The organism is Paenibacillus sp. JNU01, from assembly GCF_059130585.1.
Map to the genome: position 1 here is coordinate 3,794,420 of NZ_CP169723.1, position 21,059 is coordinate 3,815,478.

The window sequence follows — 21,059 nt, forward strand, 5'->3', positions numbered from 1 at the left end:
GTCTATACTAAGTTCCTCCTACGCCTCTAATAATATCAACGAGATCATCCTCTTCAGGAACCATCCCTACTTCTCGAACTGTATCTGCATTTAACAACGTACTTGCTGACCCGGTATCCAAAAGGACCCTTTCTAAATGAAGTACTTCTCCTCTAAACTCAAGTTCTATGTTTATAAAGGGTAGACCGTAAATCTCTGAAATTTTCATCGGAGGCCTCTTATGCCAATATATCGTTCTCTTGCAATAACCTTTGGACGTGAAGTGTGAAAAAAGCAGTATTCCCGTCTAGGATCTTCCTGATGTAATTCACCATAACGTTTTAATGCCTCTGTAGAATCATCAAATGAATCAATCACTGCCATCTCTTCAATGTAACGCTGGCCTTCACTAGAGTACGCCTTGGTTGCCTCAAAAACGACCCATTCATTAGGGAATCGCTCCTGAACTTCCTTCCATTGCATAGTGACACCTCCAGAACATTAGATACAAATATTATATCATGTGCAAACAGCATTCCACGGGATGACATTCTAAATTAGATACTTTTTTAGATCATTTCTGGTAAATCCATTATTTCTTCCTTCCAATGTACAACAGGTGAGACGAGATACCCAAAATGGAAGGGTCTTTGGCGGCTTCAATCATATATTGAATAAGTTCATCATACTCGCCACGTTCTTTCCAGTGTTGTTGCTGCTCGTCCGTAAGCATGGCTCTAAGGCTGGATGAACCAATGAAATCAACGGTTTCAAATCCTTGTTGCTCCATGAAGGGCATAACGTCCTGAATATTAAAATAATATGCCCCCGTAAATCGTCCTTGATCCTGATGATCGAATATACCCTTTTCCACAAAAGAACGAATTGCTGCCATGTTTTCATTCGGTTTCCAATGCTGCGGGGATTGCAGCGAATTGTTACTCATGCGCATACGGCTTTGCATCGCTACAAATACCACGCCTCCTCGCTTGGTTACCCGATACAACTCCCGTACAGCGGCCGTTCGCTCCTCCTCTGTCTGCAGATGATATAACGGCCCCAGCATAAGGGAAGCATCATACGTCTCGTCAGCCATACCGGAGAGCGAAGTGGCATCAAGAACATGGAATCCATCGAATTGCTGTGTCAAACCGAACTCCTGAGCCTTTTGCCGTGCAGTATCCACGGAGGACGGTGTCAGATCCGATAAAGTGACCTGGTACCCATGTCTCGCCAGTTCCATGGCATATTTTCCCGGTCCAGCGCCATTATCCAGAATACAACCCGTAGCGGGGAGATGTTCCCTGATGTAATGCATGTTAATTATGAATTCAATTGGTTCCCTCTCCAGTCTGCCCCACTCATCAAACCTCGAATAATATTCAATAATGTGATCTCTCTTCATCGCTCTGACACCTGCCTTTTTATATGTAGAGCACTCAACCATATTCAAAAATTAAATTCCAACCAGTATATATCTGCTAAATATTTCCTGTCAACCAAAAAACGTTCAATTCCCAATGTATGCAGAACTGAACGTTTCTCAATCTTATATCTTTTTCACAAACTCGGACTTCAACTTCATCGCACCGAAGCTGTCGATCTTGCAATCAATATCATGGTCCCCATCAATGAGGCGGATATTCTTCACCTTCGTGCCCTGCTTGACTACAAGCGAGCTACCTTTAACCTTCAGATCTTTAATAACCGTAACAGTATCACCATCATTCAGCACATTTCCGTTGGCATCACGGATGACTTTCGCATCCTCTGCGTTCTCATTGTCTGCTTCCAAAGACCATTCATGTGCACATTCCGGGCATACCAGCAGGTTACCATCCTCGTACGTGTACTCCGAATTACATTTCGGGCAGTTAGGCAAATTAGACATATGTATTACTCTCCATTCTACGATTGGCTATCCAGCAAGTATACGGGATTTCGGCGGTATGTTCCATATGGTTGATCACTGCATGAATGAATTTAAACCAAATTTAAGGTTCATACATCCCTCACTTTAAGGGTAACAACTTATGATGTAACTATCAGATATTCGCTACACATACTTAAATCCTATCTATTTCTCTATGAGAGTTACTATATTTGATACCACATACCAAAGGAGTGCCTACTCATGTCTCCCTATGTTTTTCCGGTGCAAACGGCTTTTTTTATCTTTGTTGTTGCGGCCATGTTCTTGCTGGTGCCGTGGCTGATCTATGGTTATCGCAAAGACGGCTTCTTCAGCTGGTCGCGGTTTGGCATCAGCTTTTCCTTTATCTTTTATATTCTGGCCGCCTATTGCCTCGTTATTCTCCCGTTCCCCACTACGCGAGATACCTGTGCGCAGCAAGCCGCTGACACGATCTACTACAATTTGGTTCCATTCACTTTTGTCAAAGACATCATGAAAGAAACACCCATTGTATGGTCTCAGCCATCCAGCTATATGGGTATGATTCAGGGCAGAGCCTTTTTGCAAGTTCTATTTAACGTCCTGCTCCTTATGCCGCTGGGTGTATATATCCGTTATTTTTTTCAAAAGAGATCGTTCTGGACGTATGCCCTGCTTGGTGGCTTCGGGCTTTCCTTATTTTTCGAGATCACCCAGATCACCGGATTCTACGGGTATTATAATTGCCCTTACCGTCTCTTCGATGTAGATGATCTGTTATTGAATACTTCAGGAACGGTCATTGGATTCTTCACAGCGCCCATCCTGCTTGCTTTATTCCCATCCCGTGCAAGCATTCAGGCGAAGAGCGAACAAATTGTGGAGCAAAATCGCGTGTATCCCGTACCACAACTGCTTGCATTGCTTATCGATGGTGCGGTAGTCGTGCTGATTAGCAATGTGTTGTCCATCTTCACCCCGTCCGATGTAATTCAAGGAGCATTGAACACATCCATTGCAATGGTCATTGTGCTGTTCTTCATTCCATGGGTACGAAACGGAATAACACCAGGCTCAGCTATTCTGCGCTTCCGTTATGTGAATCGCCAGAGTGGTTCACCGACCATGGAATCATTATTTAAAAGACTGCTCGCACTTTACACGCCTTGGTTCGTGATTACAATCATCCGCTGGGTCAACGATTATGCCTTCACCAGTAATGAGGATGTCATGCTCCGGCCTTATCAAATATGGCTTTCCCTCGGAACAGTCGGTGTCTATATGTTGGTCTACGCGGTGCTCTTTGTTCATGTCTTGATCGTGCTCTTCTCCCGTGGGAAACGTTCCTTCTACTTCGATGAGGTGTCCCACACGCAAGCCTCTCGTAAATAATGTTTGGAATATAACCATGCATGATTTTCCTTGAATCTCTTCTCACGTTCTGCTTCTTCAGCCGAATTAATTAATAAAAGAGGACGTTCATTCTGAGAATGAACGTCCTCTTTGGTCTGAATTATAAACCCAACAGCTCTCGCTTGGCTGCATCCGGATCATGCACAACTTCAATCTCATGGTTAAAGATTAGTGTCGCACGATCCTGCTCGTATTCAGGCCAGCTTACACCAGCAACTTCAGGTTTGCCGTTCTTGGAAAAGGAAATCCAGGCATCCTGTACCTTGAGGGCAAGTGCCGCCGCAGCTTCATCCGGCTCCGCATTCATGAATTTGAGGACATGCAGTGTATTAAACACAAAGAACATTTCTATGCTGTGAATCGCTCTTTTTAACAAGGGATGTTCCGGCATGACCCAATCAAATCGATACATCCACACCGGGGCATACTTCTGCTGTGCACCAGCATACTGTAGCGCTGAACGCCAGAAGAACATATCGGTCATGACCTGAGCTTGTCCATCAGCTGTTTTGGGATAACTGTCCGCGATGGCTGCCCGGTTCTCCAGATCTGGCGTCATAAAGTCTACGCCCTGCACCATATCGATCTCTTTTGAATACGGCACATGCGGCTGGATGAACAGTGCACCCTCGTGCAATGTCGTACCAATCAGCACAGGAATGTCCTGTGCCGAGCCTTCGCTCACCGCCTGTAGTGGCACTTGCGGAAGAGTCTCCCCGTCCAAAACAGGTTGGAACAATAAGGCCAGACCTGCCCCACTCTGCTGTTTGACCTTTTCACCGGCTGCAATAATCTGCTCTACAGGGATTGTACTTAGCTTCTGCAGATGATCCGGGTCCACGCCAAGAATCTTCAGCATGCCTTCCCTCAACGCTGAGGCTTGCTCTGCCGGCATGAACTGGGAAGCACCACTCTCCATAATGGCACGTTGGAATAGTCCTTTGGCCGATGGCATCGCCATCAGTGCCGCAATACTCATGCTGCCTGCCGATTCGCCGAACACCGTTACTTGATCCGGGTTACCACCAAAAGCAGAGATATTATCCTTCACCCACTGTAATGCCGCCACCTGATCCAGCAGACCTGCATTGGATACATATGAATCACCGAATGGAGCCATATGGAGGAAACCCAAAGGTCCCAGTCGGTAATTGATCGTGACAACGATGACGTCGCCCCGTACCGCTAACTGTGTACCATCATACATGGGTTGACTGCCCGAACCGGATACGAAGGAACCGCCGTGAATCCAGACCATTACCGGCAATGGTAGTTCTGCCTTTTCCCCAGGAGCCCATATATTCAGATATAAACTATCTTCTGACTCATTCGGTAGTTCTGTCAGGCCTTCAGGTTGATGATTCCGAGGTTGTATATTCTCAGGCCCAAATTGCGTAGCCTGTCTGATTCCATCCCATGACTCGGGTTGTACCGGAGCCTTGAACCGTAACTCACCTACCGGGGGTTTCGCATAAGGGATGCCCTTCCATACACTTGCTCCGTGCAAAAGCTCGCCTTGAACTGTACCATATTTCGTTTGAACCTGAAGTTCTCTCATGCCGCTTCTACTTCCTCTCCGTGAATAGGTTGGACTATTGCTGAATACGTTATGTGTACTTATTTGAGTATAGTTTGTACACCCACCCATTTACAACTTTACCCAACTCTATACATTCCTACTACGTTTCACGTGGAACTTTAGGGGAGTGACCCTCCCCTTTGATCCCCCAACCCAATTAACTACCCTTCTCGTGGATAAAGAACCGTAAACTCAGCACCCTCGATCCATTCGCCAGCGACAAAATCCCGTCCTTTCACAACAACTCGATCCTTATAAATCTCCACATGAAGTCCTTCACTGCCCTCCAGATGCTCATCCTCATCCGTCCAGAGATAACCTACAGACGAAGCGTTAAACATGGTTGGCATACGGCCCGCACCATCGTACATCGTATGCTGCGCCTCCAACTGCCAATGGGTATGTCCTGAGAAGAGAATTGCTTGCGGGTATTTAGCCAGAACCGCTTTAAGTTCCGCATCCTGATTCACACCATACCAGCCTTGCTCTTTCATTGATCCTGCTACCGTATCCATCAGCGGCTGATGCAAAAACAGGAAGATGGGATGATCTGGTATTGCATGTTCAGACAATTTTGCATCCAGCCACTCCAACTGTTCAACTGACATATCGCAATCCTTCGGGTGAGGTTGCTCAGTGCCCAGGAATATATAATGATACCCATCAATCCAGTGATCGTGGTAAGAGCCCTTCATGCCGGTTGTCCCTTCAAAATCACTCCATCGACGCTGCCATAACCCTGCAACCGTAATGAGATCACCTCCTGAAGAGATCGGTCGCCCATCCTGACCCTCCTGCCCCGAAGGTGCAGCAGACAACGTATAAGTCCCGCCGGATAGTTGCTCAATCAGTGCAGCTGATTCAGCAGCAGTTTGTGTTGTGATCCGTTCCATATCTGCTTCTTGCTCCAACAGCTCGGCTACTTCGTCCTCTTTCATCTCAAGCAAAACGATCGGCGGATCTTGCCATATCACAGCTCCAATATCATGATTCCCTACCGTGTACCGGATGTCCGGCAAGCTCTCCGCATGTTGCTTCCATATACGCTGCAACTCACGATATTCGCTCGGCAGCCCCCGATCCGTCACATCACCCACATGCATAATTCCGCTGCTCCCCTGACTGAATGTAGCTATGTCGGTGAATGCTTGGTCCAGATGCCGGTTATGAATATGGTCTGCCTCATCTCGCACATGTGTGTCCGTAATGACCTGGAAGCTGGCCATAGGTTGCTCCGGTGTATGTTCATTTTTCATCAAGAATCACTCCATTTCAGTCCAATAATGCCAATCAGAATAAAACCGATCCATACTATCGAATTGAGCCGCAGACGTTCACCAAAAAAATAATGCCCCACAACGCCAATAAGCGTAATGCCCACGCCAGACCAGATCGCATAGGCCACAGCCAGCGGCATATACTTCACTGCATAATTAAGAAACGTAAAACTTGCGCCATAACAGACAAACATCAACACCGAAGGCCAGAACCGTGAGAACCCATCCGATACTTTTAGCAAAATGGTAGCGCTCAGCTCCAGACCAATGGCCAGCGCCAACAGTACCCAGCCCAAGTAGGCGTGACTGTTCGTCATCGATTCAGCCCGCCATTCAGCAATTCATGGAATGATTGAATCGTTCTGTCCGCCAAGCGGATTCTCCCCTTTTCTCCAATCCCAATCCTGTATCCTGCACCAGCACTTCGTGCCATCTCCATATCTCCGTCCGTATCTCCAATAACCACAGTATGCTGTACAGGTATTCCCAACCGTTCACATGCAAGCAGAAGCATATCGGGGAAAGGTTTTCCCCGCTCCACCAGATCCGTACCAATCACTACGTCAAAAAAGGATTCCAGCCCCATCCACTGCAAGTGCTTGACTGCACTAGGTGTATCATCCGCCGTCACGACACCCATAACCACGCCTTCGCTACGGCACTGTTCAAGGAATTCTCGAACTCCTGGTAATGGACGTGCCGGGCGATGCTTCTCCATCTCTTCCTCTGCTTGCGCCAAACACTCCCGAACCATCATCTTGGCTTCCGCCCAGCTGAGACCCGCACGATATCCGTGCCATGTTAACACAGCGTACACCTCATCCATGGTTCCCATCGCAAGCGGCCCGCGCACGTCATAGCCATTCATTCGGCCTTGGTCATCGTGGAATGTACCCCATATCCGTGGAAGTTCCTCTGTATTGATACGCAGTCCCCGGGTAGCTAACTGATCTCTGAAGCGATCCAACACACAATCGGTCCAGAACCCCCACATGCGCGTAAAATCAAGTAATGTTCCGTCCTTGTCGAACAACACGGCTTCAATCGGAATTGTTAATCCTTCCACATACGTTTCATCTTGCATCGGTTAAACTCCTTGTCTGCGATCTTGTATGAACGGAAAGGACGGTACAGCATGTACCGCCCTTTTCGCATGAGTTACTTATAGCAATACGTTTTGCTTGTTAGTCGAGCAGCTTCACGACCGAAGCACGTGGAAACCATTCATCGATATCATTATTTCGTTACACGATCCAGCTCTTTCTGGGCTTTTTCTTTCGCTTCCTTCAGCGCTTGTTCGGCTGGCATATTATTGATCTGCACCTGATCAGCTGCATCTTTTAATGCATCATTGATTTTGCCACCTGTTGGATCCTGGAATGGAGCCGAGGCGTGAGCTGCCTGTTGCAATGGTACAGTGATCTGTGGATTCTCCTCACTGAACTTCATGAATTCTGGATCTTGTTGTGCCGATTGACGCACTGCAATATATCCCGTGTTCATGGACCATGAAGCTGTGTTCGAAGTTTCGGAGAAATACGTAAGCCATTTGTAGGCTGCCTGTTGTTGCTCTGGACTTGCCGCTGACGGAATACCTGCTGATATGGCACTTGCTACCGGTTTTCCTTCACCCATACCTTCCCAGCCTGGTTGTTGCATTGCAGCGACTACGCTGAAGTCCAAGTCACCTTGGTCCCCACTGGATCCGGTGTAACCTGCTGCTTTATTTTTCATCACATCATCAATCGTTTTGTACCAATACTCCCAGCCCTGACCACCATAATGAATGCCCATAATCTTGTCTTCGTTGATCCATTTACGGAACAGGTCCCATGTCTCGATCCATTCCGGGGAGTCAATCATGACGGTTTTGCCATCGTCGCTAATAATCTGTCCGCCCTTACCCAGCACGGCATCAATCATATTGTCGCTACCCCACATCGGTTCCCAGCCGTAGAAGGTGGTCTTGCCATTCTCTTGCTTACTCATCTTCGCAGCTGCTTCAGCCAGCTTCTCCCATGTCGTCAAACTTGCTGGGTCGATCCCATTCTCCTTCAACGTATCCATGCGGTAATACATGATCTGGGTTGTACCGTACATTGGTAAAAAGTATTGCTTACCATCCACCTGTCCCTGGTTCAGGAATGTCTGAATGAAGTCGTCTTTCCTAAAATTCGGATCAGCAGCAATCATCTCATCCATGGGTGCATAATATCCTTTACGTGCCCAGTCTATATTGGAGCTAAGTACCGCGGCGGGAACATTCTTGGAAGCAATCGCTGCTTGCAGCTTCTGTTCCGTCTCCGTGTAATCTGCCTGTACAATTCCCTTCACAACGACTTCGTTCTGTGAGGCGTTGAACGCATCAATCGTCTTTTTCATGTTATCGCCCAGATTACCACCCAGACCATACCAGAACTCGATCTCAACCGGATCCTTGGCCTGAACTTCGGTTCCACTGGCAGCAGCCGTCGTGCCCGATTCTGCGGGTGCTTGTGTTCCACAAGCGGTCAGTAGAGCAAAGCTGGTCGCGAGTACCAGCGACATGCCACCCTTCCAGTTCAACCTCAATCTCTTTTTCCATGTCATGCTTGCTTGACTCCAGTTCATTGTCGTTCCTCCCGTTTTAGGTGAAATGGTAGTTTGCATAAATTGAACTAAAGAATATTTACACTAGCCACTCCAATGACAGAACAACCCTCCGATCGCTGTTATCCCCAGATTTTTTTGATTCCTTTTTATAAAGGTAAAATCCGGGGATAAGCGTATGCTTCCGATGTAGCTTTCTTGCAGAAAGCTTTTAGGCGAGCGCTTCGCTTCTTCAGATTATTTCTGTCCTCTCCGTTTTGTGTAAATGTTTATTTCAATTTATATAGTAAGGTAGTTAATATCAGTTCTTGTTCACACCTGCCGTGATATTCACGCTCTGCATGATGGTCTTCTGGGTGAACAGGAAGAGAATAAGTAGGGGTGCAATCGTGAAGGCACTCGCAGCCATAATCTGTGGCCAAGCAAGTCCGTATGCCCCGCCTTCTACAAAGAAACTGCGCAAACCCGCCGATACCAGCTGCAAGTCAGGGTCTTTGGTGATGAGCATAGGCCAGAAATAGTTGTTGTACTGTTCAATAAACGTAATCAGTACCATCACGGCGAAGCTTGAGCGAACAAGCGGCGTGATAATTGTCCAGAGAATCCGGAAGTGGGATGCACCGTCGAGCTGTCCAGCTTCCACCAATTCGTGAGATACCTGCATGAACGCCTGCCGGATCAGGAAGATCGAGAACACGCTGACACAGTTGGATACAATCAAGCCCGTGTAGGAATCTAGCAGATTAAGTTCGCTAAGCACCAGGTAACTAGGCAGATACACGGCTGTACTTGGTATCATATAACCCACCAGAATCAGGGATGTCAGTACACCTTTGAGACGGAATTTCATATGTGTCAGGGCGTACGCCATCATACTAGAGTTGACGATCTGAAATAGACATATGGCTAAGGCTACCCCGGTACTGTTCAGGATGTAACGGGCAAAGGGTGCCGCATTCCAGGCGTCCACATAATTGCCCCATAGGAACGTTTCCGGCCAGAAGGTCGGCGGGAACTGCCAGATCTCATCATTGGTTTTGAATCCGCTAATGACCATCCAATAGAAGGGAAAGGCTGTACCCAGCGCGATAACGACCAACAGCAGATAGCGGATCATTTTACTTATTTTAAAATTCGGTTGTGACACGTTCTGCAACTCCTTGCGCTTCATCCGTTTAGACTTTTTGTTAGGCAATGTCATTGTCATTAGTAGTGCACCAGACGTCTGCCAAGCAGGAAGGATACACCCGACAGCAACACGCAGATCAGAATAATCACAACGGCGATGGACGAAGCTTCACCCACATTAAAAGATTCGAATGCTGACTGGTAATACATGTACAGCAACGTTCTCGTTGATCCTGCCGGTCCACCCTGCGTCATGACATTAATCTGGTCATAGGCTTGCAGGGACTGGATGGTAAGAATAATGGAGAGAAAAAATGTTGTTGGTGAGATCAGCGGTAACGTGATACTTCTGAACTTATCCCAACCGTTGGCCCCATCGATTGAAGCTGCTTCGAGCAGATCAGAGGGTAGATTGCGTAGTGCAACCAGATAAAATACCATCGCCCACCCAATCGATTTCCAGAGCGTAACGATCAGGACGGCAACCAGTGCCCAGTCCGCGTCACGCAACCAGCCGATCGGAGATACACCGGCCCAGCCCAGCATGAGATTGGCCAGTCCCACTTCGGGCTCGAAGATCCAGGACCACGCAATGGACACCGCAACTGTCGGGGTAACCCATGGTGAGAAGAGTAATGTTCGGAAGATGCCTGATGATTTGATCTTGCTATTCATGAGCATCGCAAGCGCCAATCCGCCCACAATGGTTGGGATTACACTTCCCAGTCCGAATAACAGGGTGACTTTCAGGGATCGATAGAATTCAGAGTTCGTCAGCAGATAACTGTAATTGTCCAACCCAATAAACAACTTGTCCGGGCTCATGAAGTCCCAATCGGTGAAACTGAGATACACGATATATCCCAGAGGTCCCAGCCAGAAGATCAGCAACGGGATTAGAGCTGGTAGCGTGAATAGAACCGCCTCAGACTCCCTCCATAGTTTTAAACGCAAATCCCCCACTCCTTACTGTCCAATTTTTCTTTAATGATTGGGAATTTTTGAGTATAATCAGCTTTATATTTCTTCTGTACAAAATTGATTGTACACTCGTATTGAAAATTCTAATTCCGGCTTATGTTAAAATTGGAGCAAGTCATGTAAAATATGAGGCAGCTAGTGGGAACGTTATCATAAACCAGAGGTGACATTGTGGGAAAAGAAACTGACGGGAAACCGAATCATCCTTCGTTACCTGATCGGCATGCGCTGAGGGAGAGAGTCATTGAGGCCATCGCCAATACGATGGATCTGTATGGGGTGAATCATACGTTTGGCAAATTATACGGCATTATGTATTTCGAAGATCGACCGATGACACTTGAAGAGATGAAGACCTCGATGAATATGAGTAAGAGCAACATGAGCTATGCGGTTAGGTCACTTACGGAGTCACAGATGATCTATAAACTGGAGGAGAAGAAAGAACGTCAGGATCAGTATGTGGCTGAGACCGACTTTTATCGTACATTTCAGAATTTCTTCGGATCCAAGCTCCAACGGGAAGTGGATGTGATGTTAGAAGGCATTCGTGAGGTCATTCCGGACCTGTCGGCAATGATTCTTTCGGAGCATACCTCTTCTGAAGATCGAGATGATGCCCTGCGTGATCTGCACAAACTCCAACACGCAGAGCAATATTACGTCTGGTTACAAGGATTCGTGGATCAGCTGCGGGACGGTAAGTTTTACTAGAGTTCTCCTCGGAAAAACGACTAGTATGCAGTAATCGCATTAAATGAGAGACGATTAAAGACAAGATAGGAATAAGAAGTCATTCCAAAACGGTATGGGCACTAGCCCTATGCCGTTTTTTTGATACAAGCAATGTTAAAACAACGGACTAACGATTACATCACCAACTATATTGGGGCAATCGGTAACACAAAATGGGCTAATGCATAGACTGGGACTAAATAAAAACCAGATTCTTATGTATTGGAGATGTGAACATTGAGTAATCCAAAAAATAAGGTTAAGACCCAGCAAATTCCCATGAAAAAACTTTCTCCCGTAAGCATTATATCTGAACTCCCACCTGTCCGCGGTAACGCAAGGACTTCCTCCTCGAATCCCAACCCCACCCATAATGAAAAGGACACATCCTCGGCTATTAATGAATGCGTAGATCGCGCTTTTCGTATTCCGATTTTTTTGAGTACAACCAACACGGTAAATGACCTGCAAGGACAATTTCTGAACCGTCTTATTGCAGAAATTGAAGATGCATTACTCTTCCCACGCACATTGCCCGTAAGTGAACAATATCCGGAAAATATACTGACAAATATCCGACGCTTGGTTTTTTCAAGCTATGGCTTGCTCGCAATCAACTTCCAACGATTTTTTGTTCAAATTCTTCAATCCAATGTGGGTGGTCCACCAACGAGCACGCCATTCTGGGAAGGTTCTACTTTTTCTCAAATCGAACCTGCCATGGCTTTTCAATTCGGAATTCCCATCTTATTAGTTAGAGAGACGGGAACGGACGTCAGTAATGGAATCTGGGCTGGGGGCATCACACCACTCAACATATTTGTTGATTGGGACTCCGAGAATCAATCCGTTGAGGAATTCTTTAACAGTGTTCAATGGAGAGAGGTCTTTGCATATTGGGCTGCTGAAGTTAGGGGTAACTATTTGCTCCGAACAGAACCCATGTTCAATAATTAACATCACTCAATAAGTATGGGAGGGGCTGCTGAAGGTTTGCTCTCTCTCTTAACCTCATAGATACCAAAAAAAGAGCAGGTTATCTTATCGATAACCTGCTCTTCCCCTTCATTCTGGGCTCTATGCTTGTGTAACAGAAATTACTTTTGAGCGGCAGTTTCAATATCTGCATATGCCCAGTGTGTTGCTGGTACATCGCTGAACGTTGATGTAACTACACCAGTGAGTGGTGTACGGTTGAACAATACATTCAGCACTTTCACGGCTTCTGCACGCGTCAGCTTACTTTCTGGTTTGAATGTACCATCGTTGTAGCCAACCATCAGGCCAGCCGATTGCACGTATGCAATCGCATCTGCTGCCCACAGGTCTGCGGGTACATCTGTGAAGGAGACTACTGTACCTGTCGTCGTTGCTGTGTTTACTTGCTGTTGCTGCATCCAACGATACGCAATGGTCGCCATCTGTGCACGGGTAATCGAACCTTCCGGTGCGAATTGAGTGTGGCTCATGCCGTTCATGATGCCAACAGATTGAGCCTTTTGAATCTCACTTGTTGCCCAGTGCGTAGCAGATACATCCGTGTAGCTTACACTAGTAGTGGAACCTGTTGCTGCTTCTTTAGTTGGAAGATTGCGAGCCAGCATGGCTGCCATCTGTGCACGGGTTACGAATGCATCCGGACGGAAATCTGCACCAAAACCTTGGATATACGGTTGATGTGTACTTTGTGAAGCTTTTAGCCCATCCACCACAACGAGGGTAAATGTACTGAATTTTGTCACGGTAAACTCAATGCCTTCGCTGTTATCCGCGAGTTGCACCAGTTTCCCTTGCATCAGTTCTTTGGTGCCGTCACTGTGTTCAATGTAGATCGCCAGGTTGTCCAATGCTTGCTGACGAGCAGCCGGATCAGTCGGCAGACTATCACGCAGTGGCAACGTAAGTGTTACTTCGCGGCTCTGCATATTGGTTTCAATTTCAACTGGACGAGCCAGTACGCGTACATTCGCATTCGGAGCGACCTGTTGAATCAGCTGCTCTTTCTTCGCACGCTCTTCAACTTCTTTGCGCTCCGATTCTTTCTTCAGCGGAACCACACGGAAGTACAGGTCCTGATCGAATCCGGCGATGGAACTCGTCGGAACGGAGATCACTACGTTCTCTGTAGAAATTTCAAGTTTCAGCGAACCATCATTCAGTTCTTTCACGGCTGCCTTAGGCAGTTCAATCCGTGTCTCGGACACGGCATCTTTGGTGTCTGGAATGACAATGCGTGCGGTGTTCATGTTCAATTGCTTCGCTTTTTCCACGGATTCCTTCGCAATCGCTTCGGTCATTTTCACCAAATCTTTAATGGTGCCGTTGGTTTCCGTTGTACGGGTAATCGGTGTTTTGGTCAAGTTGGTACCGTTCGTCCCATTGACGTCAACCACGATCTGTTCCTGTTTCGTTGTTGGTGCAGGTGTAGATGTTACAGGTACAGACGTAGAACCGCCCCCACTACTTCCACCTGGGTTAGGTGTTGAGCCATTATCAGTGTTGCTATCTCCGTTCTGTGTAAAGACAAACTTCACGGCGCGGCCTGGCAGTTCATCGCTGATTGCTTTGTAACGAACCCATACCGTTTTATTACCGCTAAGATCAAGTTTCTGAATATTAGCCAGATCCAACCAGTGCAACTTGTTGTCAAAGGAAATCTCCATCGTGTCGTCCAAGCCCGTTAGGGTGTTATTGATGTCATTCCCTTTCACATTAGGAGCTGTAAAGAAACGATCAAATACATACTGTAGATTCTCAACAGTCTCGTAGCTTTCTTGTTCAGTGAGTAACCATTCTGCCAATTCCTTTTGGTCTTCAGGACTCAGCTCTGCTCTTTTGGATAAATCAAGGGCACCTGTACGATCAAACTTGTATTTGTTGAAGAATGCTTCACCTGTAATGTAATCATTCATAGCTGAATCAAGCCATTGATCCATTCGATCAACCTTGGTAGCCTTGTCGATAGACTGGTATGGCGTAGTCAAAAGCCCTAACACAACCATAGGTTCCACGATAACCCCTTGGTAATTCCCTTCTAACCTCTCGTAGGCTATTGAATACAAATATCTGTAAGCAAACACACTTTTGTCTACTTCGTTCGTACGTTTCAAGTATTCTTGACCAATACTACGATATTCTTCGCTTTGTTGATCATTAAAGGATGCCGGCAAATTGGCCAACTTCTGCGCAAGTGCATCCAGCTTGTTTTTAAGAGTAACAAATTCCTTTTGCTCCCAAACCGATTGTGCGAGGACACCCAGTTCAATCATGTATTGAACCTGTTCTTTATTTTTGAACTCTTTACTTACATATTGAATCAGGAATCCTGCAATGAAATTTCTAACCTGCGGGGTTAAAGCGCCGTAGCCATCCGGCAGAGTAATACCCAGATCCGGGTTTTCCATCGCAACACGCATAGCATCTCTATCAAAGTTGCTTTTTGCAATATTTAAGGCAGTCAGTGGATCAGTTCCGTTGTCATCAGGGAAAAATTTATTAAAGGCAGTCTGAATTGCTTCGAAACTTGCATATCCACCAAGTGGTCTCTCACTAAGCATATGATCTGCCAGTTGTTGCTTGTACTCGTTTGTTAAGTTATCCATTTCGGCAAAGTCCAGAGGGAAAACATCCAACGGACTTTCTGGGTAATCGGAGTTATATTTCTCAACATCTTTCTGAATAGATCTGAAGTGCTCCAGGGAACCCAACACTTCTGCTTCCGTTAAGGCCTGGTTTAGATAAGGTGTTCTTTCCACAGCAGTGTCGGTGAATTTGACAACTTGGGAGATGGACTCTTTCCCTTTCAGCCTAATTGCATATCGATACTTAGTCATCCATTTGTCCATTTCGGAGGATGTGAGGTAAGTATTAATAAGTCGATAGTATTCCCCTGCTGGGTCGGGCTCGTTGAAATGATTTACTCGCTCTGCTTGCTTGTTATAGAACTCATCAAGTGCAGTTATTGCGTTTGGTCCATCAATCTCGCGAATGACTTCAAGTGCCTTCAAGGCTACTTGCACCAAAAATTGAACATCTTCTTTTTTCTCATATCCAGCATTTGTTGGCGGATCTATATCCAGTAAGTATATTGCGATATCCTCCTGATCTTTGACAGAAAGCATCTTGAAGTCAGGCTCGGTAATGAATTGTTCATCGCGTAGTAATACAATAATGTCTTGGATAAAATCGTTGCTGTTACCCCGATCCGCTTCTTTCTTCAGTTCGTTATACTTGGTCAGCGTTGTATCCTTATTGAAGAACGCATCAAACGCAGTTTGAACCTGGGATACTGTTTCATAACCGTTTTGCGGTTTATGATCAATCATCCATTGAGCCAGTTCGGATTTTTGGGTTGTATCGTTCTGGATGGTCGACATCTTTCCCATATCAAAAACAAAAGGTTGAATGTTAGGGTTTGGATTAAAAATGACATGCATTTGAATGAAGTCATACATACCATAAAGATTATCCAATGATGCTTCCATGCTGGAAAGGTCAAGTGCTCCATTCAGTTCTTTATATTCGGATATCTTAGTAACCATAAATTCCAACTGACTATTAAAATGCGTAGGATCGCTAGAATTCATGAAAATAATATTAAAGAACATAAGATTACTCGTAAACATTGATAAGTCTGCACCCATTAAACTCATATAATCATTGCCAGCCTGTGTCCAGTCAGGTTTTCCAACATTCGGGAAATAAGTGGACCATTCTGCCAGCAGGCTATAAACGAGATTGATGCTGTACTGCAACGTGCTCGACTCAGTCTGCTTAGGAAATGAGATAAGATGATACACCAAATCAAATACGTAATTGGCCTGATTGTTGTTCTCGTATGAGAACTCCAGTGGAAGCAGCAAGACCATGCCTCTGGCAATTTCATATTTTTGATTATCGTCCAATGCTTCATAATCTTCAGGTAGTGTGATTAAATCTTGTTGTTCAAGTAAATTTTGAACATGCGTCACCGTCGTACTCTCATCCGACTCAATATACATCTCTCTCTCCATATTAAGTTGGTCCAACGGTGTGACCGGGTCGGCACTTGCAACCCCACCCACACTAACCACCTGTAATAACAAAACCGCAATTAAAAGGCAGCTTATCAGCTTTCTGTAATTCATGTACTTGATCCTCCCTGTCTCATGTTTTTTCATATAAACTCAATCCCTCTGATACGTAAGGCCTATTGTAGTGCACTGCAATAAACAGAATCTAAACAAAAAATGATAATAAAAGGAAAAAGATCCACCCTGTAGTGCAAAACCAGGGTAGAACTCAACTTTTTTCGCCATATTTCATCATTTTATTTTTAAAATCATATTCTTTTGGACCTATATAACTCAGACTCTTAAATCAAAGTGTACCCGCCATCCACATACAATGTGCTGTCGGTCATGATGTTTTGGTTTTTAACTATGTAACGGTATGAGTAATCTCTTCATTGTAGCCACTTCGCTTGTGTAAGCCTTACCATTCCTCTATAATTTCGTTCAGATGCACAATATGGATATCGGGCGGAATTCTCATCAGAGAAGAGGTACATTTTGCACGATAAGATGGAAGGGGTGGAACTTCGTTGTTGCAGCTATCGGAGAGACAGGCACAGGATATCGTAGATAAAATGATGCAGGACATTCCATACAACATCAACATCATGAATGAGCACGGCATTATTATTGGAAGTGGTCAGAAGGAACGTGTGGGCACCGTTCATCAGGGCGCTGTCCGCGCGTTGACGACAGGAAGCATGGTTGAGGTCTGGGAAGATGGCATACTTGAGAAAATGGGGACCAATGAACCGATTCTATTCAATCAGCAGCATGTCGGAGTCATTGGCATATCCGGTCATCCGGATGAAGTTCGGCCTTTCTGCAACATCGTGCGTACCACCGTATCTCTCCTGATCGAACAGCGTAATCAGTTGGAAAGCATGGCCCATGAAGCTTCACGTAAAAAAGCCTTTATCGAACGACTGCTGAACCAATCCGGTTCCTACTCACAGAAGGTCAAAAAGGAAGCCCTGCAATACCGCATTGATTTGCAATTACCGACCGTTCTTCTATATATCCGTTTCCCCAGTAAATCCATGGCTGCGGACACTGAGATCAACCGAATATTGCTCCAAGTTCCTTCATTCTCTGTTGAAGGTAATGGCGACACACAGATCATTATGATCCAGAATGAAGCAGATGTTGATCCTACAATCCAGACTTTGAGTCAGATTTCACCCGAAGCATTCATCGCCGTTAGTCAAAAAGAAGCGAACATCGCCACCGGTTATGAACAGGCCCGGTCTGTGATGAACATCCTGTTGGCACTTCAACCAGACACACCGATCATTCGGTATGAGGATGTGCCCTTTCTGGTACGATTCAGCGCAGCTGAACTAACCCCTCATGCCAATATTATCAGCAAACTTGAGGATACAGCCGATCTGCTGGACACGCTCCGCAGTTTTATCCACTATAACGGCAGTATGAGCACAACAGCGGACCATCTCAATATTCACCGCAATACGCTTCAATATCGGCTCAAACGCATACAGACCCTGACGGGCAAAGACCCCCGTAATCTGCTGGAACTCATTGAACTGACCCACGGACTACTCGCGTTCTACCAATAACGTCCTAACAGCTTACAGAACAGCAAAAGACGAGACACAGACCGCCTGATTTCAGGCATATCCGTATCCCGTCTTTTTTACATCGCATTCCATACGATTGCGTAACTCCCCGTACAATCCCGATCGTCACTGTTCTAAGAGAGTAGACCCAGTTTCAGCACCCTGGCAATGTTCTCGGTTGTACGCTCTACATTTTCCGGGCCTTCTCGCAATAGTTGCTCCAGATCTGCTGCCCCAGGCACAATACCAAATATGGCATCAATGCCTTCCGCGTACAGGGTGTCGATCCCTTCACCTACATAGCCTGCAAGGGCAATCACAGGTTTACCCGCTTCCTTGGCTGCCCGAGCAACACCATAGGGCGTTTTACCAAATTTCGTTTGGAAGTCAATACCGCCCTCGCCCGTAAATACCACATCCGCAGCAACCAATTTTTCACGCAACTCCGTATATTCAATGACAATTTCAATCCCTTTACGTAGCACTGCCTGTGTAAAAATCAAAAGTCCCGCACCCAATCCGCCAGCCGCTCCGGCACCTGGTATATCACGGATATCTTTGTACAGTTGCTGTTTCACTACATCTGCATAATGGGACAGGTTCGCATCCAGCTGCTCAACCATCTCTGGGGTAGCCCCCTTTTGTGGCCCAAACACCCTTGATGCCCCATGCTCCCCGCAGAGCGGATTGGTCACATCACAGGCGACAATGAATTCCACTTCCTTCAAACGCTCATCCAGACCGGATACATCAATCTGAGCAAGTTGATTCAAAGCCCCACCACCCCGCGCAAGCGGTTGACCCTGTGCATCCAGAAACTTGGCACCAAGCGCTTCAGCCATACCAGCACCACCATCATTCGTCGCACTGCCACCAATGCCGATAATCATTCTACGAATACCCAGATCCAGACATGCCCGAATTAACTCTCCTGTTCCATACGTTGTCGTCCGTAGCGGGTCTCGGGCTTCCTTGGTAACCAGATGTATGCCACTGGCCGATGCCATCTCTATGGCCGCCGTTGTTCCGTCACCCAGAATGCCATACTGGGCAGTCACGGTCTGACCTAAGGGTCCACTCACCTTTTGCTGGTGAAGGGAACCGCCAGAAGCATCCACAAGGGACTGGACCGTGCCTTCCCCACCATCCGCCATGGGGACATGAATATATCCTGCGGTCGGATATATTTTACGCAATCCTTTTTCCATCGCGATACATACTTCTTTCGCAGTCATGCTTTCTTTAAACGAATCTGGTGCCAGAACAAACGTCATGCCTCTATTTTCTACCGTATCTCTCATCTCTCTCACTCCATCCGTTAAATTCAAGAATTAAAGGATAAATCCGTACAATATCGTTGCAACGATCGCCATCGTGCCACCTACAATTGCTTCATATGGAATAACGCCCATCCGCTGACGAATTGTCATCTTCATGCTGTCAGCCGACACGTGGAAGTAATTGCCCTGTGGTAGGGAATCGATAACGGTAGCCCCGGTGTGCACCATAACAGCGGCCGCGAGTGGTGCTGTGCCCATGTTCAGGATGGCATCACCGAAGGAACCTGTTGCCAAGATAACCCCCGTCGATGTCGAAGCCGTTGCTGCCGCCATCAGAATGCCCGCGATTGGTGCGAGGAAGGTGCCGGATATTCCGGATGCTTCGATCAGACCAACGACCTGACCCGACAGATCTGAAGCAGAGATAAGTCCTGCGATTCCGCCTGCACCTACTAGAATGAGCACAGTTGCTGTCATCTTGTTTAATCCTGAGGTTGTATATTTCACGATGTTTCTGCCTTGCCCCATCGCCAGCATACCGATGATGCCTGCAATCGGCAGGATGTACATCGCATCCACTTTGAAAGTAGACAATACATCAATGCCCGTAATAGAGCCGATGGGATTGATCATCAACAAAATGATCGCTACCAACGGAGCAACAATGGCTTTGCTCAGTGGAGGATACTTCGATGTATCTATATCGCCCTGTTCGGCTTCCTGGTCAGAAACCATAACCCCCTTGTTCTTGAGCATTGAAGCTACAATTACAGTTACAATCAAGCCGCAGATGGCGGGAATTACGCCTGCCAGCATAACGTTGCTCAGATCAAGATCGAATCCTCGTGCTGCTGCAATGGTATTGGGGTTCGGAGAGATAATGTTGCCCGCCTTACCTCCACCCGATAAAGCCAGCAGTAGGGCCAATTTGGATATGCCCATTTTATTACCTACAGACAATGCAATTGGTGCCACGATCAGCACGGCTACGGGTATAAATACCCCAACCGCGGTAATGATCATCGTAGCCAGTGCCAAGGCGAGAATCGCTTTGCTTCCGCCAAATTTACGTACGATCGCCTGAGCTATCGTCTCCGCCGCTCCCGATTCCATCATGACCCCTGCAAGCACCCCGGCGGCTAATACACGGAGTACCGTTCCCATAACACTTTGCGTGCCATTTACCAGTATATTTACGGTCTCATCCAGGTTCGCTCCGCCAATTAAAGCGCCTACAATTGCACCCAGAAATAAAGAATAGACCGGATTCAGCTTCCTCAAAATTAAAATGATGGCTATAGCCAGTCCTGCCAGCGCGCCAATCCAGCTAATTGTTAAAGGTTCCATTAGTAATTGCCCCCCATGCACTTGTTGAACACGCTTTCATTATAGTTGCTGGAGGCGAGAATAAATATTGATGAAAGGACGAAATTCATTGTGCATATGCATAATGAATTTCGTCCCTTCAAATGATATACTGCACTTGGACGGCCGCGAATCGAATCCTTCCTCTAACCCACGGGGTTGGGGCAAAAGCTGAGCTGAACCGGATCGCTAAAGAATCTGAGGCGTCTTA

General features: G+C 46.5%; 18 protein-coding genes. 4 read left to right on the forward strand and 14 right to left on the reverse strand.

Features of this window, described 5'->3' with window-relative positions; genetic code table 11:
• Positions 1 to 7: 7 nt before the first annotated feature.
• The 4 genes from NLBNIHML_RS16490 to NLBNIHML_RS16505 all read right to left on the reverse strand — a co-directional run bounded on the left by NLBNIHML_RS16490 (position 8) and on the right by NLBNIHML_RS16505 (position 1,870).
• The gene (locus NLBNIHML_RS16490) at positions 8 to 208 is read right to left on the reverse strand and encodes a hypothetical protein (RefSeq protein WP_494352334.1); all 201 of its coding nucleotides are present in this window, start codon (positions 206 to 208) and stop codon (positions 8 to 10) included.
• Positions 205 to 462: a hypothetical protein gene (locus tag NLBNIHML_RS16495; RefSeq protein ID WP_339238737.1), complete on the reverse strand. Its 258-nt coding sequence runs from the start codon at positions 460 to 462 to the stop codon at positions 205 to 207. Before NLBNIHML_RS16495 ends, NLBNIHML_RS16490 begins: the two co-directional genes overlap by 4 nt.
• Before the next feature lie 109 nt (positions 463 to 571).
• A complete protein-coding gene (locus NLBNIHML_RS16500) occupies positions 572 to 1,384 on the reverse strand; it encodes a class I SAM-dependent methyltransferase (protein WP_494352335.1) in 813 nt (270 codons plus the stop codon).
• Positions 1,385 to 1,528: 144 nt separating this feature from the next.
• A complete protein-coding gene (locus NLBNIHML_RS16505; protein WP_339238739.1) occupies positions 1,529 to 1,870 on the reverse strand; it encodes a zinc ribbon domain-containing protein YjdM in 342 nt (113 codons plus the stop codon).
• A 243-nt stretch (positions 1,871 to 2,113) separates the two neighbouring features.
• Between NLBNIHML_RS16505 and NLBNIHML_RS16510 the strand changes: the two genes are divergently transcribed.
• The gene (locus NLBNIHML_RS16510; RefSeq protein WP_494352336.1) at positions 2,114 to 3,265 is read left to right on the forward strand and encodes a VanZ family protein; all 1,152 of its coding nucleotides are present in this window, start codon (positions 2,114 to 2,116) and stop codon (positions 3,263 to 3,265) included.
• A gap of 121 nt (positions 3,266 to 3,386) precedes the next feature.
• Here the strand turns inward: NLBNIHML_RS16510 and NLBNIHML_RS16515 are convergent, their stop codons facing one another.
• From NLBNIHML_RS16515 to NLBNIHML_RS16545, 7 genes are all read right to left on the reverse strand, one after another.
• A complete protein-coding gene (locus NLBNIHML_RS16515) occupies positions 3,387 to 4,844 on the reverse strand; it encodes a carboxylesterase/lipase family protein (RefSeq protein WP_494352337.1) in 1,458 nt (485 codons plus the stop codon).
• A 182-nt stretch (positions 4,845 to 5,026) separates the two neighbouring features.
• Positions 5,027 to 6,121: a metallophosphoesterase family protein gene (locus NLBNIHML_RS16520; protein WP_494352338.1), complete on the reverse strand. Its 1,095-nt coding sequence runs from the start codon at positions 6,119 to 6,121 to the stop codon at positions 5,027 to 5,029.
• Positions 6,121 to 6,459, reverse strand: a complete 339-nt coding sequence (locus NLBNIHML_RS16525) for a DMT family transporter (protein WP_339257955.1) — start codon at positions 6,457 to 6,459, stop codon at positions 6,121 to 6,123. Before NLBNIHML_RS16525 ends, NLBNIHML_RS16520 begins: the two co-directional genes overlap by 1 nt.
• On the reverse strand, positions 6,456 to 7,226 hold the full coding sequence (locus NLBNIHML_RS16530; RefSeq protein ID WP_494352339.1) for an HAD family hydrolase: 771 nt from the start codon (positions 7,224 to 7,226) through the stop codon (positions 6,456 to 6,458). The genes NLBNIHML_RS16525 and NLBNIHML_RS16530 overlap by 4 nt, the downstream gene beginning before the upstream one ends.
• Before the next feature lie 152 nt (positions 7,227 to 7,378).
• Positions 7,379 to 8,752: an ABC transporter substrate-binding protein gene (locus NLBNIHML_RS16535; RefSeq protein ID WP_494352340.1), complete on the reverse strand. Its 1,374-nt coding sequence runs from the start codon at positions 8,750 to 8,752 to the stop codon at positions 7,379 to 7,381.
• A gap of 280 nt (positions 8,753 to 9,032) precedes the next feature.
• On the reverse strand, positions 9,033 to 9,848 hold the full coding sequence (locus tag NLBNIHML_RS16540; RefSeq protein ID WP_494354721.1) for a carbohydrate ABC transporter permease: 816 nt from the start codon (positions 9,846 to 9,848) through the stop codon (positions 9,033 to 9,035).
• 89 nt (positions 9,849 to 9,937) lie between these two features.
• Positions 9,938 to 10,813 carry a carbohydrate ABC transporter permease gene (locus NLBNIHML_RS16545; RefSeq protein WP_339238747.1) on the reverse strand — a complete coding sequence of 292 codons (876 nt, stop codon included), beginning with the start codon at positions 10,811 to 10,813 and terminating at the stop codon, positions 9,938 to 9,940.
• 198 nt (positions 10,814 to 11,011) lie between these two features.
• Here NLBNIHML_RS16545 and NLBNIHML_RS16550 point away from each other — a divergent pair, with 198 nt between their 5' ends.
• A complete protein-coding gene (locus NLBNIHML_RS16550; protein WP_339238748.1) occupies positions 11,012 to 11,554 on the forward strand; it encodes a GbsR/MarR family transcriptional regulator in 543 nt (180 codons plus the stop codon).
• 258 nt (positions 11,555 to 11,812) lie between these two features.
• Positions 11,813 to 12,532, forward strand: coding sequence for a hypothetical protein (locus NLBNIHML_RS16555; RefSeq protein WP_339238749.1), 720 nt, complete (start codon positions 11,813 to 11,815; stop codon positions 12,530 to 12,532).
• A gap of 140 nt (positions 12,533 to 12,672) precedes the next feature.
• On the opposite strand, the gene NLBNIHML_RS16560 is transcribed toward NLBNIHML_RS16555, so the two are convergent.
• Positions 12,673 to 16,701, reverse strand: a complete 4,029-nt coding sequence (locus NLBNIHML_RS16560) for an S-layer homology domain-containing protein (protein WP_494352341.1) — start codon at positions 16,699 to 16,701, stop codon at positions 12,673 to 12,675.
• 455 nt (positions 16,702 to 17,156) lie between these two features.
• On the opposite strand from NLBNIHML_RS16560, the gene NLBNIHML_RS16565 reads away from it, so the two are divergent.
• Positions 17,157 to 18,203 carry a CdaR family transcriptional regulator gene (locus tag NLBNIHML_RS16565; protein WP_494352342.1) on the forward strand — a complete coding sequence of 349 codons (1,047 nt, stop codon included), beginning with the start codon at positions 17,157 to 17,159 and terminating at the stop codon, positions 18,201 to 18,203.
• A 134-nt stretch (positions 18,204 to 18,337) separates the two neighbouring features.
• On the opposite strand, the gene NLBNIHML_RS16570 is transcribed toward NLBNIHML_RS16565, so the two are convergent.
• Both NLBNIHML_RS16570 and NLBNIHML_RS16575 read right to left on the reverse strand, forming a co-directional pair.
• Positions 18,338 to 19,504 carry a glycerate kinase gene (locus NLBNIHML_RS16570; RefSeq protein WP_494352343.1) on the reverse strand — a complete coding sequence of 389 codons (1,167 nt, stop codon included), beginning with the start codon at positions 19,502 to 19,504 and terminating at the stop codon, positions 18,338 to 18,340.
• Positions 19,505 to 19,534: 30 nt separating this feature from the next.
• Entirely contained in the window at positions 19,535 to 20,830 is a 1,296-nt protein-coding gene (locus NLBNIHML_RS16575; RefSeq protein ID WP_339238755.1) for a GntP family permease, read from the reverse strand.
• Between the last annotated feature and the right edge of the window lie 229 nt (positions 20,831 to 21,059).

Bases quoted from the DNA above. Each gene is read 5' to 3' on its own strand.
- NLBNIHML_RS16530 (WP_494352339.1), bottom strand. From the start codon at position 7,226: ATGCAAGATGAAACGTATGTGGAAGGATTAACAATTCCGATTGAAGCC.
- NLBNIHML_RS16505 (WP_339238739.1), bottom strand. From the start codon at position 1,870: ATGTCTAATTTGCCTAACTGCCCGAAATGTAATTCGGAGTACACGTAC.
- NLBNIHML_RS16495 (WP_339238737.1), bottom strand. From the start codon at position 462: ATGCAATGGAAGGAAGTTCAGGAGCGATTCCCTAATGAATGGGTCGTT.
- NLBNIHML_RS16510 (WP_494352336.1), top strand. From the start codon at position 2,114: ATGTCTCCCTATGTTTTTCCGGTGCAAACGGCTTTTTTTATCTTTGTT.
- NLBNIHML_RS16520 (WP_494352338.1), bottom strand. From the start codon at position 6,121: ATGAAAAATGAACATACACCGGAGCAACCTATGGCCAGCTTCCAGGTC.
- NLBNIHML_RS16525 (WP_339257955.1), bottom strand. From the start codon at position 6,459: ATGACGAACAGTCACGCCTACTTGGGCTGGGTACTGTTGGCGCTGGCC.
- NLBNIHML_RS16490 (WP_494352334.1), bottom strand. From the start codon at position 208: ATGAAAATTTCAGAGATTTACGGTCTACCCTTTATAAACATAGAACTT.
- NLBNIHML_RS16535 (WP_494352340.1), bottom strand. From the start codon at position 8,752: ATGAACTGGAGTCAAGCAAGCATGACATGGAAAAAGAGATTGAGGTTG.
- NLBNIHML_RS16575 (WP_339238755.1), bottom strand. From the start codon at position 20,830: ATGGAACCTTTAACAATTAGCTGGATTGGCGCGCTGGCAGGACTGGCT.
- NLBNIHML_RS16560 (WP_494352341.1), bottom strand. From the start codon at position 16,701: ATGAATTACAGAAAGCTGATAAGCTGCCTTTTAATTGCGGTTTTGTTA.
- NLBNIHML_RS16570 (WP_494352343.1), bottom strand. From the start codon at position 19,504: ATGAGAGATACGGTAGAAAATAGAGGCATGACGTTTGTTCTGGCACCA.
- NLBNIHML_RS16500 (WP_494352335.1), bottom strand. From the start codon at position 1,384: ATGAAGAGAGATCACATTATTGAATATTATTCGAGGTTTGATGAGTGG.
- NLBNIHML_RS16515 (WP_494352337.1), bottom strand. From the start codon at position 4,844: ATGAGAGAACTTCAGGTTCAAACGAAATATGGTACAGTTCAAGGCGAG.
- NLBNIHML_RS16540 (WP_494354721.1), bottom strand. From the start codon at position 9,848: ATGATCCGCTATCTGCTGTTGGTCGTTATCGCGCTGGGTACAGCCTTT.